The sequence below is a fragment of the Oenococcus oeni genome (assembly GCF_020510245.1).
In the GTDB taxonomy this organism is placed as follows: domain Bacteria; phylum Bacillota; class Bacilli; order Lactobacillales; family Lactobacillaceae; genus Oenococcus; species Oenococcus oeni.
Window position 1 is genome coordinate 560,151 of the sequence record NZ_CP084701.1, and the last position, 13,845, is coordinate 573,995.

The 13,845-nt window shown below is 39.4% G+C and carries 25 protein-coding genes; all 25 read left to right on the forward strand.

What is annotated here, in order from left to right:
- The first annotated feature begins 2 nt into the window (after positions 1-2).
- The 25 genes from rpsQ to rpsI all read left to right on the forward strand — a co-directional run bounded on the left by rpsQ (position 3) and on the right by rpsI (position 13,827).
- Complete coding sequence (rpsQ, locus tag J3U91_RS02875) at positions 3-269, forward strand: 30S ribosomal protein S17 (protein WP_002818464.1); 267 nt, start codon at positions 3-5, stop codon at positions 267-269.
- Between the two features lie 21 nt (positions 270-290).
- Positions 291-659: a 50S ribosomal protein L14 gene (gene rplN, locus J3U91_RS02880; protein WP_002818465.1), complete on the forward strand. Its 369-nt coding sequence runs from the start codon at positions 291-293 to the stop codon at positions 657-659.
- Between the two features lie 10 nt (positions 660-669).
- Positions 670-939 (forward strand): 50S ribosomal protein L24, encoded by a 270-nt coding sequence (rplX, locus tag J3U91_RS02885; protein WP_002816348.1) that lies wholly within the window; start codon positions 670-672, stop codon positions 937-939.
- Positions 940-957: 18 nt separating this feature from the next.
- A complete protein-coding gene (gene rplE, locus J3U91_RS02890) occupies positions 958-1,500 on the forward strand; it encodes a 50S ribosomal protein L5 (RefSeq protein WP_002816349.1) in 543 nt (180 codons plus the stop codon).
- Between the two features lie 121 nt (positions 1,501-1,621).
- Positions 1,622-2,023, forward strand: coding sequence for a 30S ribosomal protein S8 (gene rpsH / locus J3U91_RS02895; protein WP_002818466.1), 402 nt, complete (start codon positions 1,622-1,624; stop codon positions 2,021-2,023).
- Positions 2,024-2,062: 39 nt separating this feature from the next.
- Complete coding sequence (gene rplF / locus J3U91_RS02900; protein WP_002816351.1) at positions 2,063-2,599, forward strand: 50S ribosomal protein L6; 537 nt, start codon at positions 2,063-2,065, stop codon at positions 2,597-2,599.
- A gap of 31 nt (positions 2,600-2,630) precedes the next feature.
- Positions 2,631-2,987: a 50S ribosomal protein L18 gene (rplR, locus tag J3U91_RS02905; RefSeq protein WP_002818467.1), complete on the forward strand. Its 357-nt coding sequence runs from the start codon at positions 2,631-2,633 to the stop codon at positions 2,985-2,987.
- A gap of 17 nt (positions 2,988-3,004) precedes the next feature.
- The gene (gene rpsE / locus J3U91_RS02910; protein ID WP_002818468.1) at positions 3,005-3,502 is read left to right on the forward strand and encodes a 30S ribosomal protein S5; all 498 of its coding nucleotides are present in this window, start codon (positions 3,005-3,007) and stop codon (positions 3,500-3,502) included.
- Between the two features lie 9 nt (positions 3,503-3,511).
- A complete protein-coding gene (gene rpmD / locus J3U91_RS02915) occupies positions 3,512-3,697 on the forward strand; it encodes a 50S ribosomal protein L30 (RefSeq protein WP_002816353.1) in 186 nt (61 codons plus the stop codon).
- Positions 3,697-4,161: a 50S ribosomal protein L15 gene (rplO, locus tag J3U91_RS02920; RefSeq protein ID WP_002818469.1), complete on the forward strand. Its 465-nt coding sequence runs from the start codon at positions 3,697-3,699 to the stop codon at positions 4,159-4,161. Before rpmD ends, rplO begins: the two co-directional genes overlap by 1 nt.
- Positions 4,162-4,166: 5 nt before the next feature.
- Complete coding sequence (gene secY / locus J3U91_RS02925) at positions 4,167-5,513, forward strand: preprotein translocase subunit SecY (protein ID WP_002818472.1); 1,347 nt, start codon at positions 4,167-4,169, stop codon at positions 5,511-5,513.
- A gap of 1 nt (position 5,514) precedes the next feature.
- Positions 5,515-6,081, forward strand: a complete 567-nt coding sequence (locus J3U91_RS02930) for an adenylate kinase (protein ID WP_002818474.1) — start codon at positions 5,515-5,517, stop codon at positions 6,079-6,081.
- A gap of 49 nt (positions 6,082-6,130) precedes the next feature.
- Positions 6,131-6,367: a translation initiation factor IF-1 gene (infA, locus tag J3U91_RS02935; RefSeq protein ID WP_002816336.1), complete on the forward strand. Its 237-nt coding sequence runs from the start codon at positions 6,131-6,133 to the stop codon at positions 6,365-6,367.
- Between the two features lie 41 nt (positions 6,368-6,408).
- A complete protein-coding gene (rpmJ, locus tag J3U91_RS02940) occupies positions 6,409-6,528 on the forward strand; it encodes a 50S ribosomal protein L36 (protein WP_011677525.1) in 120 nt (39 codons plus the stop codon).
- 57 nt (positions 6,529-6,585) lie between these two features.
- Positions 6,586-6,957: a 30S ribosomal protein S13 gene (rpsM, locus tag J3U91_RS02945; RefSeq protein WP_002816335.1), complete on the forward strand. Its 372-nt coding sequence runs from the start codon at positions 6,586-6,588 to the stop codon at positions 6,955-6,957.
- Between the two features lie 21 nt (positions 6,958-6,978).
- On the forward strand, positions 6,979-7,377 hold the full coding sequence (gene rpsK / locus J3U91_RS02950) for a 30S ribosomal protein S11 (RefSeq protein WP_002818477.1): 399 nt from the start codon (positions 6,979-6,981) through the stop codon (positions 7,375-7,377).
- A 24-nt stretch (positions 7,378-7,401) separates the two neighbouring features.
- Positions 7,402-8,346 carry a DNA-directed RNA polymerase subunit alpha gene (locus J3U91_RS02955; protein ID WP_002818479.1) on the forward strand — a complete coding sequence of 315 codons (945 nt, stop codon included), beginning with the start codon at positions 7,402-7,404 and terminating at the stop codon, positions 8,344-8,346.
- A 30-nt stretch (positions 8,347-8,376) separates the two neighbouring features.
- Complete coding sequence (rplQ, locus tag J3U91_RS02960) at positions 8,377-8,772, forward strand: 50S ribosomal protein L17 (RefSeq protein ID WP_002818480.1); 396 nt, start codon at positions 8,377-8,379, stop codon at positions 8,770-8,772.
- Positions 8,773-8,895: 123 nt separating this feature from the next.
- On the forward strand, positions 8,896-9,696 hold the full coding sequence (locus tag J3U91_RS02965; protein WP_002818482.1) for an ATP-binding cassette domain-containing protein: 801 nt from the start codon (positions 8,896-8,898) through the stop codon (positions 9,694-9,696).
- Entirely contained in the window at positions 9,672-10,496 is an 825-nt protein-coding gene (locus J3U91_RS02970; protein WP_002818484.1) for an ATP-binding cassette domain-containing protein, read from the forward strand. Before J3U91_RS02965 ends, J3U91_RS02970 begins: the two co-directional genes overlap by 25 nt.
- Positions 10,489-11,298 (forward strand): energy-coupling factor transporter transmembrane component T family protein, encoded by an 810-nt coding sequence (locus J3U91_RS02975; protein ID WP_002818486.1) that lies wholly within the window; start codon positions 10,489-10,491, stop codon positions 11,296-11,298. Before J3U91_RS02970 ends, J3U91_RS02975 begins: the two co-directional genes overlap by 8 nt.
- Positions 11,285-12,043 (forward strand): tRNA pseudouridine(38-40) synthase TruA, encoded by a 759-nt coding sequence (gene truA, locus J3U91_RS02980; protein WP_002818487.1) that lies wholly within the window; start codon positions 11,285-11,287, stop codon positions 12,041-12,043. Before J3U91_RS02975 ends, truA begins: the two co-directional genes overlap by 14 nt.
- Entirely contained in the window at positions 12,027-12,875 is an 849-nt protein-coding gene (locus J3U91_RS02985) for an SseB family protein (protein WP_002818488.1), read from the forward strand. Before truA ends, J3U91_RS02985 begins: the two co-directional genes overlap by 17 nt.
- 94 nt (positions 12,876-12,969) lie before the next feature.
- Complete coding sequence (rplM, locus tag J3U91_RS02990) at positions 12,970-13,416, forward strand: 50S ribosomal protein L13 (RefSeq protein ID WP_002818489.1); 447 nt, start codon at positions 12,970-12,972, stop codon at positions 13,414-13,416.
- Positions 13,417-13,434: 18 nt separating this feature from the next.
- A complete protein-coding gene (gene rpsI / locus J3U91_RS02995; protein WP_002818490.1) occupies positions 13,435-13,827 on the forward strand; it encodes a 30S ribosomal protein S9 in 393 nt (130 codons plus the stop codon).
- Positions 13,828-13,845: the final 18 nt, after the last annotated feature.

Here is a 13,845-nt window from a genome sequence, read left to right on the forward strand (position 1 = left end):
CTATGAGTGAAGAACGTAATACACGTAAAGTTTATCGTGGCCGTGTTGTTTCTGACAAGATGGACAAGACCATTACTGTAGCAGTTGAAACTTATAAAAACCACCCTGTCTATGGTAAGCGAGTTAACTATGCTAAAAAGTTTAAGGCACATGATGAGAATAATGATGCCAAATTGAATGACGTTGTTGAGATTATGGAGACTCGTCCATTGTCTGCTACTAAGCGTTTTCGTCTTGTTCGTGTGGTCGAAAAAGCTGTCGTCTTGTAATATTTTGAAAGGAGCAGAACTATGATTCAACAAGAAAGTCGCCTTAAAGTTGCTGATAACTCTGGCGCTCGTGAAATTTTGACAATCAAAGTTCTTGGCGGTTCCGGAAGGAAATTTGCTAATATCGGCGATATGATTGTCGCCACTGTTAAACAAGCTATTCCTGGCGGCACCGTTAAGAAAGGTGATGTTGTTAAAGCGGTTATCGTTCGTACGGTTAGTGGTGTTCATCGAATTGATGGTTCATATATTAAATTTGATGAAAATGCCGCTGTCATCGTTAGAGATGATAAGTCGCCGGTTGGTACACGTATTTTTGGACCTGTCGCACGTGAATTACGCGATAACAACTATATGCGTATTGTAAGTCTTGCGCCGGAAGTTCTATAAGGAGGATCACATGAATATTAAGACTGGAGATAAAGTCCGCGTGATCGCCGGTAAGGACAAGGGTAAAGAAGGATCAGTTACCAAGGTATTTTTGAAAACTGATCGTGTAATTGTCGAAGGCGTGAACAAAGTCAAAAAACATCAAAAGCCAACCCAGGCAGAGCCTAAGGGTGGAATTATCGAAAAAGAGGCAGCTATCCATGTATCCAATGTGATGCTGCTGGATGCCTCTAAAAAGAAAACAATTCGCGCTAGCAAGCGCGAAAGCAATAAAAAATAAGCGGGAGAAATCATTTTCATGGTAAATGCGTTAAAAGAAAAATATGTTAATGAAGTTCGACCAGCTCTGATTTCAAAGTTTGACTATACATCATTAATGCAGGCCCCTAAGCTTGAGAAAATTGTCTTGAACATGGGTGTCGGCGATGCTGTTACTAACTCTAATAATCTTGATGAAGCTGTCTCTGAACTGCGTTTAATTGCTGGCCAACAACCAGTTGTCACCAAGGCTAAAAAGTCAATTGCTGGTTTCCGTTTACGTGAGGGAATGAGTATTGGAAGTAAAGTTACACTTCGTGGAACACGTATGTATGACTTTCTTGATAAATTGATTAATGTTGCATTACCTCGTGTTCGTGATTTCCACGGTACGTCCACCAAATCTTTCGATGGTCGTGGAAATTATACTCTTGGTATCAAAGAACAATTAATTTTCCCTGAAATCAATTACGATGACGTTAATCGGGTCCGCGGACTTGATATTGTTATTGTTACGACTGCCAAGACTGATGAAGAAGGTCTTGAATTACTTAGTCAACTTGGCATGCCCTTTGCTAAGTAATTATTAAAAAGCACAAACAAAGTATCGCTATTGGACAAACGTGCTTTTTAGATAAATTATCAATGATGTTTTGTCTAAAAAGTGCATTGTTACGCGACAACTGTTAGAAAGGAAATTCATTATGACAATGTCTGATCCAATTGCAGACTTTTTGACCCGGATCCGGAATGCGAACATGGTTCGTCACGAAACCGTTGAGACCCCTGCTTCAAAGATCAAAATTAATATTGCCCAAATTTTAAAGGATGAGGGTTTTATTACCGATTATCAAGTTGTTGATACTCCTAATAAGCAAGGTTTGATTTCTTTGAGTTTAAAGTATGGCCCAAATCGTGAGCGTATTATTACTGGTTTAAAACGGATTTCAAAACCCGGTTTGCGTTCTTATGTCCAGGCTGATTCTGTTCCTAAAGTACTAAATGGTTTGGGAATTGCGATTTTGTCAACATCTGAAGGCGTTATGACAGATAAAGCTGCTCGTGCTAAGATGATTGGCGGAGAAGTAATCGCGTACGTATGGTAATTTAATCCATGGTTAATTTATCTAGGAAAGGAGAAAACCATGAGTCGTATCGGAAATAAAGCAATCACCATTCCTACTGGTGTTGAAATAAAGCAGGAGGGCGATCAGGTAACTGTTAAGGGTCCTAAAGGTGAAATTACCCGTTCGATCGCGTCGGTGATTTCAATGAATATCGAGGGATCTGAAGCTAAGTTCAGTCGTCCCGATGATTCTAATCGGAATAAAGCATTGCATGGAACTACTCGTGCTAATGTTGCTAATATGATTGAGGGCGTTTCTAAAGGTTTTAAAAAGAATCTTGAACTTGTTGGTGTTGGATATCGTGCTTCGATGCAAGGAGATAAACTTGTGTTGACTGTTGGTTTTTCCCACCCGGTTGAGTTTGAAGCGCGTGAAGGTCTGAAAGTTGCTGTACCTGATGCTACCCATATTTCTATTGAGGGTATTTCCAAACAACGTGTCGGTGATTTTGCAGCTGAGATTCGCGGAGTTCGTCCGCCTGAACCTTATAAAGGCAAGGGAATTCGTTATCAAGGCGAAATCGTACGTCGTAAGGAAGGAAAGACTGGTAAATAACTAGTCTAAATTATTAAAAGGAAGCATTGCTATGATTACAAAACCAGATAAAAATAAGACGCGTCAAAAGCGTCACGCGCGTGTGCGTGGTAAGATTTCTGGTACTGCACAGCGCCCCCGTTTGAGTGTTTTTCGTTCTAATTCAAACATCTACGCACAAGTAATTGATGACGTAGCAGGTGTCACGCTAGCAAGTGCCTCTACTTTGGAAAAAGAAAACCAAGGTGGAACTAAATCTGAACAAGCAAGTAAGGTTGGCCAGTCGGTTGCCAAACTAGCTATTGCAAAAAAAATCACTGAGGTTGTTTTTGACCGGAGTGGGTATCTCTATCACGGACGTGTTCGGTCTCTGGCCGACGGCGCTCGTGAAGCAGGTTTGAAATTCTAAGGGAAGGAGGAAAAAATATGGCAGAATATATTAATCCAAATGCACTTGGCGATCTTGAAGAAAATGTTGTTTCTATCAATCGTGTTACAAAAGTTGTGAAAGGTGGCCGTCGGCTTCGTTTTTCCGCTTTGGTAATTGTTGGTGATAGAAATGGGCATGTTGGCTTTGGTACTGGAAAGGCCCAAGAAGTTCCTGAGGCTATTCGTAAAGCTGTTGAAGATGCTAAACGTCATTTGATCAAGGTCCCGACCGTTGGAACTACGATTCCTCATCAGGTTCTTGGCGTTGACGGAGGCGGAAAAGTTCTCTTAAAGCCTGCTTCTGAAGGTTCCGGGGTTGCTGCAGGAGGCTCTACTCGTCCAATTATGGAGTTAGCAGGTATCCCTGATGTTACTGCGAAATCACTTGGATCATCAACTGCTGTCAATGTTGTTCGTGCAACGTTTGATGGTTTAAAGAACTTAAAGGAAGCTAAGGTGGTTGCTGCATTGCGTGGCGTTAGCCTTGGAGAATAAGGAGGAGACATGGCAGATTTAAAAATTACTTTAATTAAAAGCATAGTTCATCGTGAGCCTCGTCAACGAGAGATTGCAAAGTCTCTTGGCTTGGGTCGTGTTCACTCTTCTGTTGTTCGCCCAGATAATGCTGCGACTCGTGGTATCATTTTTAAGATTGCTCATCTTGTTTCGGTTGAGGAGGTTAACAAATAATGGATTTATCAACTTTAAAACCAGTCGCTGGTTCTCGTAAATCTTCTACTCGAAAAGCTCGCGGTTTCTCTGCCGGCAAAGGAAAGACAGCTGGTCGTGGACAAAAAGGCCAGAAGGCTCGTGAAGGAAAAAAATTGCGTCTAAGTTTCGAAGGTGGCCAAATGCCATTGATGCGTCGTATGCCTAAACGTGGATTTAACAATATTTCTCGTAAAGAGTATGCAATCGTTAATCTTGACCAACTTAATAAGTTTGACGATGGAACAACTGTTTCGGCCTCTTCATTGAAAGAAGCTGGTATCATTAAAAAGGAATTATCAGGCGTCAAAGTTTTGGCTTCTGGTAAACTTAATAAAAAAATTACTATTCATGCAGCAAAAGCTTCACAAGCTGCACAGGATTCAATCAAAGAAGCCGGTAGCAAGATTATTTTAACTACCGAAACTGCTGATTCAGAAAATTAATTTCCATGTTTAGTTTATTAATAAAAGCTCTAAAACAAAAGGAAATTCGCGTTCGTATCTATTGGACTTTGCTTATTTTGCTTGTCTATAGGTTTGGCGCCTACATAACCGTCCCGGGTGTCAATGCAAGTGCTTTGACAAAGCTAATGGACCAGACTTCATTACTTTCGATTTTAAACTTGTTCTCTGGTGGCGGTCTTTCGGCATATTCTCTTTTTGCTCTTGGCGTTAGTCCTTATGTTACAGCTCAAATTATCATTCAGTTGTTGCAAATGGATATCGTTCCGAAATTGGTTGAATGGTCCAAACAGGGTGAGACTGGTCGTCGTAAAACTACTCAGGTAACTCGTTACTTGACAATTGTTTTGGCTTTCATTCAATCGATTGGTATTACGGCTGGTCTAAATGCTTTGGGCGAACCAATAGGGGTAACTTTACTGAAAAATACTTCTCTCAATTCTTATTTTGTTATTGCGGCCGTTATGACGGTTGGATCGATGTTTTCTGTTTGGCTTGGTGAACAGATTCAGGACAAAGGCATTGGCAATGGCGTTTCGATGATTATTTTCGCCGGTATTGTTGCCCAACTGATACCAGGGATATGGCAGCTTTTTCAGGAGGATGTTCTTGAAGGTCCAGCAGTAAACGGATGGATTAGCTTTGGTGTTCTTTTCTTGGCCCTACTGATTGTTGTTACTTTCGTTACATGGTTTTATGGCGCTGTTCGCCGTCTCCCTATGCAATATACGCGTTCGGATCGTAATTATGGTGACGAAAGTTATTTGCCATTAAGAGTTAATGTCTCCGGCGTTATTCCGGTTATCTTCGCTTCATCTCTTATCACAACTCCTCAAACTATTTTGCAGGCTTTTGTTGGTTCTTGGGGAGATAAGCCATGGTATAAGATCGCTAGCAACATCTTCAGCCTTCAGACATGGGAAGGGACATTAGCATATGGCTTGATGATTGTCTTATTTACTTTCTTTTACGCCTTTGTCCAGGTTAATCCGGAAAAGGTATCCGAAAATCTGCAAAAGCAGGGTTCCTATATAATCGGTGTAAGGCCTGGCGAAGAGACGAAGAAGTTCCTTAGTCGCCTACTTAATCGTTTATCCGGTCCAGGGTCGATCTTTTTAGCCGTTGTTGCAGTTGTACCACTTTTAGCACAGAATTTTGGAATTCTAGATGCCAATTCAAAGATTGGTTTGGGTGGTACTAGTCTATTGATTGTGATTGGTGTCGCGGTTGATTTGATGCACCAAATTGAAGGATTGACAGAAAAGAAAAACTATATTGGTTTGATTCGCTCACATCCTTATTACGATAAAGAATTATCTGAAGGGAAAATTTAAAATGTCTAAAAATATTGTTATGTTGGGTCTTCCTGGAGTTGGCAAAGGTACAAACGCTGATATTATGGTTGAGGATTTTAAACTGCCTCACATATCTACTGGAGATATTTTTCGTTCGGCGATGGCCAATCATACTGAATTAGGTGATAAGGCTAAATCTTTCATGGATGCCGGGAATCTTGTTCCTGATGAAATCACAAATGGAATTGTGAACGAACGTTTGAATGAGGCTGATGTTAAGGATGCCGGTGGTTTTATTCTCGATGGCTATCCGAGAAATACTTCTCAAGCAGATTCACTGGAATCTTTTTTGAGAAGTATTCAACAGAAGCTTAATGCGGTTATCTATTTAGATGCTTCGGAAAAAACCGTAACTAATAGAATGCTTGGACGTGGTAGGGAAGACGATACACCGGAAGTTGTCGCTCACAGAATTGATGTTGCAAAAAAAGAAACCATGCCCTTGGTTGAATATTATCGTAATAAAGGAAGTCTTTACACGATTGATGCAAATGGAGAAGTTTCAGTTGTTTATCCAAAGATTAAAAAACTTGTTTCAAATTTATAAATAGCTTGATTTTCTTTAGTAATGCTGATATAATTTGCAGGTTGACCGTATGAATTTGGAGGTAAGAGTGGCAGGAAACGACGTTATTGAGATTGAAGGAGTAATTAAAGAAACAAAACCAAACGCTAACTTTATTGTTGAGTTGGAAAACGGTGCAAGGATTCAAGCCGGAGTTTCTGGCAAGATTCGTAAAAATTATATCCGTATTCTCGTTGGAGACCGTGTGACGGTTGAAATGTCGCCATATGATTTGACTAAGGGTCGAATCACTTATCGTCATAAATAAGGCGAGACAACAATCAGTTAACCGAATAGGAGGAATAGATTGTGAAAGTACGTCCATCTGTAAAACCAATGTGTGATCAATGCCGTGTTATTAAGCGGAATGGTCGCGTTATGGTAATTTGCTCGGCAAATCCCAAACACAAGCAACGCCAGGGCAAGTAACATTAGGCAGGTCGGTGGCATAAAGAACCGGCATACATATAGAAAGGAGGAATTGTTATGGCTCGTATTGCAGGTATTGACTTACCACGTGACAAAAGGATCGTGATTGGTCTTACTTATATATATGGAATCGGTAATACTACTGCTGAGAAGGTTTTGGCAGAAGCTGGTGTGAGCGAAGATGTCCGTGTACGTGACCTTAGTCCTGAAGATGAGGATAAAGTTCGTGCAGCAGTTGACAAATTAAACTTAACACTTGAAGGTGATTTGCGTCGTGAAGTTAGCTTAAATATTAAGGGACTTCAGGAAATCGCCTCTTACCGTGGTATTCGTCACCGTCGTGGATTACCAGTTCGTGGACAACACACGAAGAATAATGCACGTACTCGTAAAGGCCCAGCTAGAGCGATTGCTGGCAAGAAGAAATAATTAAGAAAGGAGATTTTCAGTATGGCAAGTCGTACAAGTCGCACAAGTGGTCATAAGCGTCGCGCTAAAAAGAATATTGAAAAAGGCGTTGCCCATATTCATTCAACTTTTAATAACACGATTGTTTTGATCACTGATCAAGCAGGAAACGCAGTTTCTTGGTCATCAGCTGGTTCATTAGGTTTTAAGGGTTCTCGTAAGTCTACTCCTTTTGCTGCTCAACTTGCTGGTGAAGCTGCTGCCAAAGCAGCAATGGAACAAAATATGCATAGTGTTGCAATCAGTGTTAAAGGACCAGGTCCTGGACGCGAATCTGCAATTCGTGCTGTTGCCGCTGCTGGTTTAGAAATTACTGCAATTAGCGACGTCACTCCCGTTCCTCATAACGGTTCTCGTCCACCGAAGCAGCGTCGGGCATAAAAAATATATAGGAGAGGCAAATATATGATCGAATTTCAAAAGCCAACAATTTCGACCGTCGAAGAATCAGAAAATTATGGAAAGTTTGTTGCCGAGCCTCTCGAGCGCGGTTATGGAACTACTCTTGGAAATTCATTAAGAAGAGTTTTGTTATCCAGCCTGCCCGGTGCAGCAATTAATTCTGTCCAGATTGATGGTGTCCTTCATGAATTCACGACTATTGATGGTGTAACAGAAGATGTTACTCAAATAATTTTGAATTTAAAAAAGGTTGCTATGCGGATTGATTCCGATGAACAGAAGACGCTTGAAGTTGACTTTAGTGGTGCTGGTGAATTGACTGCCGGAGATATCAAAAGCGATGGCGATGTTGAGATTTTGAATCCTGATTTGCACATTGCGACAGTCTCGGCTGGTAAGAGCCTACATATGGCTCTCACTGCTGTACGTGGTCGCGGATATGATTCAGCTGAAGAGAATAAAGCCAAGATGGAACTTGGCATTGGTGTTTTAGCGATTGATTCAATTTATACACCTATTTCTAAGGTTAATTATACAGTCGAAAAGACTCGTGTTGGTCATCGTGATGATTATGACAAATTAACGTTAGAAGTGTGGACTGATGGTTCTGTTAGTCCAAGCGAGTCTTTGAGTCTTGGATCCAAGATATTATCTGAACATCTAGCTTTGTTCATTGATTTGAGTAATGCTGGGAAGAAAGAAATGATGCTTGATCCTGATGCTGTTGAGACAGTTATGGAAAACAAGGAACCAATCGAAGAGCTTGAACTTTCGGTTCGTTCGTTTAACTGTCTGAAACGTGCGGGAATTAATACAATTGAGGATCTAACAGATAAAACCCTGCATGATATGGGCGAAGTTAGAAATCTTGGACGCAAATCACTTGAAGAGATTATTCAAAAATTAGCTGAACGTGGTCAGTCATTTAAGCAGGAAACTGAAAACTAAATAATCGGAGAAATCCAGAAAGGAGTAATCATGGGATACCGTAAGTTGCAAAGGACCAAGTCCCAGCGCAAAGCACTTTTGCGTGATTTGACAACTAATTTAATTCTTAACGGCAAAATTCAAACAACCGAAGCACGTGCCAAAGAGGTTCGCCGCCAGGCTGAGAAAATGATTACGCTTGGAAAGCGTGGTGATCTTGCTGCTCGTCGTTTAGCGGCTACCTATCTTCGCGATGTTGAAGATGAAAATAAGATTAAAAACGCAACCAATGCTGAGGATATTGTTGAGCAAAAGGCTGTTAAGACTTTGTTTAGTGATGTAGCTCCTCGCTTTAAAAGTCGAAATGGTGGTTATACACGCATTTATAAATTAGGTCAACGTCGCGGTGATGCTGCTCCAATGGCATTACTGGAATTTGTTGATTAAATTAATTATTTTAAAAGCCCCAAATTTATCTAAAGTTTTAAAAGTTTCGATGCTTTATGGACTAAAGATTAAATTTGAGGGCTTTTTTATTTTTAACAGTTTTCCTTTGTTAAAATTTTAATGATGGTTTCAGCTATTGTAATTAACAATTTGTCGTTTTCTTTTGATGATGGTCAGGAATTGTTTCGACAACTTTCTCTGCAGGTTAATCGTGGGGAGTGGCTTTCTTTGGTTGGCAGAAATGGATCTGGGAAGTCGACTTTGATGAGATTGATACTTGGTCTTGAAACGCCTTCGTCGGGTACAATAAAAGTTGCGGCGCGGCTTGGAGCCGTTTTTCAGAATCCAGAGGATCAATTTATTGGAGCAACCGTTGAAGATGAGTTGGCTTTTGGATTGGAGAATCAACAAATTAAGCCCGAATTGATGCCTAACAAGATCAAGGAGACTTTGCAGGAGATTGGCATGTCTGATTATGCCAAAAGCTCTCCAGATCAGTTGTCCGGTGGTCAAAAGCAGCGTGTGGCGATTGGCTCGGCTTTGATTTTGAATGCCGATGTCTTATTTTTCGATGAAGCGACTAGTATGTTAGATCCATTGGCCAGAGAATCAATAATAAATTTAATTGGTAAGCTTCATAAGCAAAACCCGAATTTAACGATTATTAATATTACCCATGATCCAGATGAAATATTATGGGGGCAACGAGCTGTTGTTTTAGAAAAAGGTAAAATAATCGCTGATGAACCCGCAAAAGTTTTAATGTCGGATATTGATTTTCTTCACCACCATCAATTGGGTGAGACTTTTGTCTCTAAATTGGTTTCAAAGATCAATCAAAAACGTTCGTTGAATCGAAAAATACCTTCTTCGATTATTTCTCAAAAAGAGCTGCTCTCATGGCTATTGAATTCAAACAAGTAAATTATTTATATAAATCTTTTTTACACGAAAATTCTTTTTCTTTAAATAATCTTTCTCTATCAATTAATTCTGGAGAATTTATTTTAGTTGCCGGCCAAACCGGTTCTGGCAAAACTACTTTTTTAAGATTGCTTGATACCCTGATTTTACCCTCTAATGGTGAAATAAATTTTGATGGGCAAATCATTAACAACAGTTCTCCTGAAAAAATTCTTATGAAAGTTAGACGGAATTTTGGATTTGTTTTTCAGTTCCCCCAAAGACAATTATTTTCTCCGACAGTGTTAGATGATGTTGAGTTTGCTGCACTGAATTTTGGTAATAATAAAGCAGAGGCTTCAAAAAAAGCCAAAGAGGTTCTTAAACAAATTGGAATTGAAGAGGATCTTTGGGAACACTCTGTTTTTAATTTATCGGTTGGCCAAATGCGTAAAGTCGCAATTGCCGGAGCTCTAGTTAACCAACCAAAATATTTACTGTTGGACGAACCAACCTCAGGGATGGATGAATATGCTAAAAATGATCTTTTGAAAATTCTGAATTATTTTCACGAACAGGGAGCAACTATCATTGCTGTAAGCCATGATATTAATACTTTGGCTCCTCTGGTTGATCGAGCGATTATTTTTAGAAGAGGAAAAATAATATCTGACAATAACCCGACAAAAATATTTAGCAAACCGATGAATGCTGATATCCAACCACCCTCAACAGTCTCTTTTGCTCGTTCCATAGGATTGAAATCAACTCCTTTGTCGATTGACGAGCTTGCCGATGAAATCGAGGCAATCAATGAATAATATTTTCGGCCGTTTTTTACCAACTGATTCTTTGCTTGGAAAATTGGATCCACGTACTAAAATTGTAATTGATTTTTTTTTCGTAATCATTCTACTTTTTGCTAATTCTTGGTTAACATATGGAATTTTGATTTTTTTTGTGGCTTTTGCGATCTACTGTTCAAAAATTCCAATCAAGGTTTTTTGGTTGGGCTTACGCTCGATTCTCTCACTTGTTATTTTAATGATGCTAATCCAATTGCTTTTAACCGCACCAAGCGATCAGTCGGACATTCTTATCAGTTTCGGTTGGCTGAGAATTTCTTCTACTGGCCTTATAAATTCGATTATAATTGCTTTACGCTTTTTCTTAATGATTTTTATGACAACTGTGTTGACGGTAACGACGCCTTCGACTTCGATCGCCGACGGAATTTCCAGTCTTCTAAAGCCTTTGAGCAAGATTGGTTTGGACACTAAAACTTTCGCTTTATTAATTTCGATGACGCTGCGTTTTGTTCCGATTTTGTCCGACGAATTTTCGACAATTGTCGATGCTCAAAGATCACGCGGACTCAGTTTGAAAACTGGCAGCATTGTTAAACGAACAAAAACACTGATTCCGATGATAATTCCTTTAATCAGCGTCGCGTTTAAAAAGGCTTTGACCTTGGCTGATACGATGGAAATCAGAGGTTTTATTGATGCGAAGAGCAGGACCAGTTTTCATCAATTGAAATTTCAAAAAATAGATTTAATTGTCCTGATAATTTTTACCGTTATTTCCTTTTCGATTGTTTATTTTAGTTATGCAAAATTATAAGGTTACAATTTCATATGATGGTCATTATTTTGAAGGTTTTCAAACGCAAAATAGGCCGGGTAGCAGAACTGTTCAGGATGAATTAATTAAGGTTGTTTCAAAAATGGCTAAAACGAAAATCAAGGTTATCGGAGCTAGCCGAACGGATGCCGGCGTTCATGCTAACGGTCAGGTAATCAATTTCATTTTTCCTTTTGATTTAAATGAAAAAGCAATTTTAATGGGGATGAATAGTCAATTACCGACCGATATTCTTGTTAAAAAAGTTGAGAAAGTGCCAATTAACTTTAATGCTCGACACAGCAGCCATCGGAAACGTTATTTATATCGAGTTTCGACAAGTAAATTTATCGATCCTTTCAAACGTTTTTATACCGGACATTATTTTTGGAATTTGGATACTAATAAAATTCAAGAAGCCTTACCTGATTTAATTGGCGAACACGATTTTTCCAGTTTCGCGGCTTCCGGTAATCAAACAGCCACTACGATCAGAACGGTTACAAAAGCGGAGTTGAAGATTTTTCCTAAAAATAATGAATTATTATTTACTTTTGAAGGAAACGCCTTTCTTTATAATCAAATTCGGATTATGGTCGGCGTACTTTTGGAAATTGGCAATGGAACAAGACCGGTCCATGATATTATTCGTTTGATTAAAATTAAAGATCGTCAACAGGCACGTTTCACAGCTCCAGCATCTGGACTATACTTAGACGAGGTTTACTATGAGTCAATGGATTAAGACAATCGAATATTTTGTTGGTCAGGATGACCAAACGCCAAATATTGCGGTGATTGAAATTAATCATCCGAAGAAAACAGATAATGGCAGTGAACTGGTGAAACTCTTGAATGGGTCCGAACCATTTTCTAATTTTAATGAAGAAACAAAAAAATATGATAATTTTTCAATGATGACACTATCCGAAGATTCTTTTTTTCAATTGGGATTGGAAGTTTTTACTCGTCTTAGTTCAGATCCTTTTTACGAATCAATTATTTTTTTTGATTCAGAAATTAAAGGATTCTTACCGGTAGCAACTAAACAATTAGCTCAATTCGTTGATCGGAATATGAATCTTGAAAGAGATAATACTAATACTCTTTCAAAACCTAGTCATGACGCTCTCAATCGTTTTTATAAACTGCAGACAAAGGAAACTGAAAAAATTGAAAACCCAGCTTTACAGACTTCCCTTGATACAAACGAAGTCAATCAGAATAACATCAACGACTTGATCAATGGGGCAGTTTTCCTGATACCGACACGAATTAAAAAGCATAAGGTTCGACAGGATTCGATCGATTTTTTCTTATTATCACAGGATGGCGAAGCGGATGTTACTTATTTACCGATTTTTACCGATTGGGATCATTTGAGCCAGTGGTATTTTTCGCCAAGTGCAAATGGTTATAACACTGACGATCTAGCCCAAATTATTGCTGTTCCGGTACAGGGCTTGGTCGAGATCCGCGGTAATCTTGGGAGTGCGATTTCTCATATTGTTGTCAATCCGATAACCAATGATTTTATTTTGGAATTATCGGCAAATAGTGATAACGATTCTGAATAATGACTTGACTTTGATGCATAAAAACTAGTATCATATTTAACGGTCTTATTTACTCCATGCCCTGGTACGGATGTAGTGAAGAGGATAAAAAATTATGCGTAGTACATTTTTAGCAAAACCACATGAAATTCAACGCAATTGGTATATCGTTGATGCTACCGACGTGCCTTTAGGTCGTTTAAGTAGCGTTGTCGCTACCGTTTTGCGCGGAAAGAATAAACCAACTTTTACACCGTCTGTTGATACTGGCGACTTTGTTATCGTTATAAACGCCGATAAAGTTCAATTGACTGGCAAAAAGGCGACTGACAAAACCTATTATCACCATTCTGGTTATCCAGGTGGCTTGAAGGCTCGTAAAGCCGGAACCCTTCGTGAGAAGAACCCTAAGAAGTTGATTGAGTTATCAGTTCAAGGTATGCTTCCAAAAAATACTTTGGGTCGTGCTCAAGGATTAAAATTACATGTTTATGCTAGTGGCGAGGAAGTTGGGCAAAGTGCTCAAAAACCACAGGTATTAAATATCAAGGATTTACTCTAAGAAAGGAACTGATAAATAATGGCAAATACTCAATATGCAGGAACGGGTCGTCGTAAGGTTTCAGTCGCTCGTGTTCGTTTAACACCCGGAAGCGGAAAAATTACAATTAACAATCGTTCTTTTGAAGAATATATTCCGGCAGCCAATCTTCGGGCCGTCGTTATTCAACCTTTTGCAGTTACATCGACAGACGGAACTTATGATGTAAATGTAAATGTTGTTGGTGGCGGCTTTGCTGGTCAAGCTGGCGCAACTCGTCATGGTATCGCTCGGGCTTTGCTCCAAGTTGATCCTGATTTTCGCCCAGCCTTAAAATCGGCAGGCCTGTTGACTCGTGATTCTCGTATGGTTGAACGTAAGAAGCCGGGTTTAAAAAAAGCTCGTCGTGCTTCTCAATTCAGTAAGCGTTAATCTTAGGAATAAGAGCTC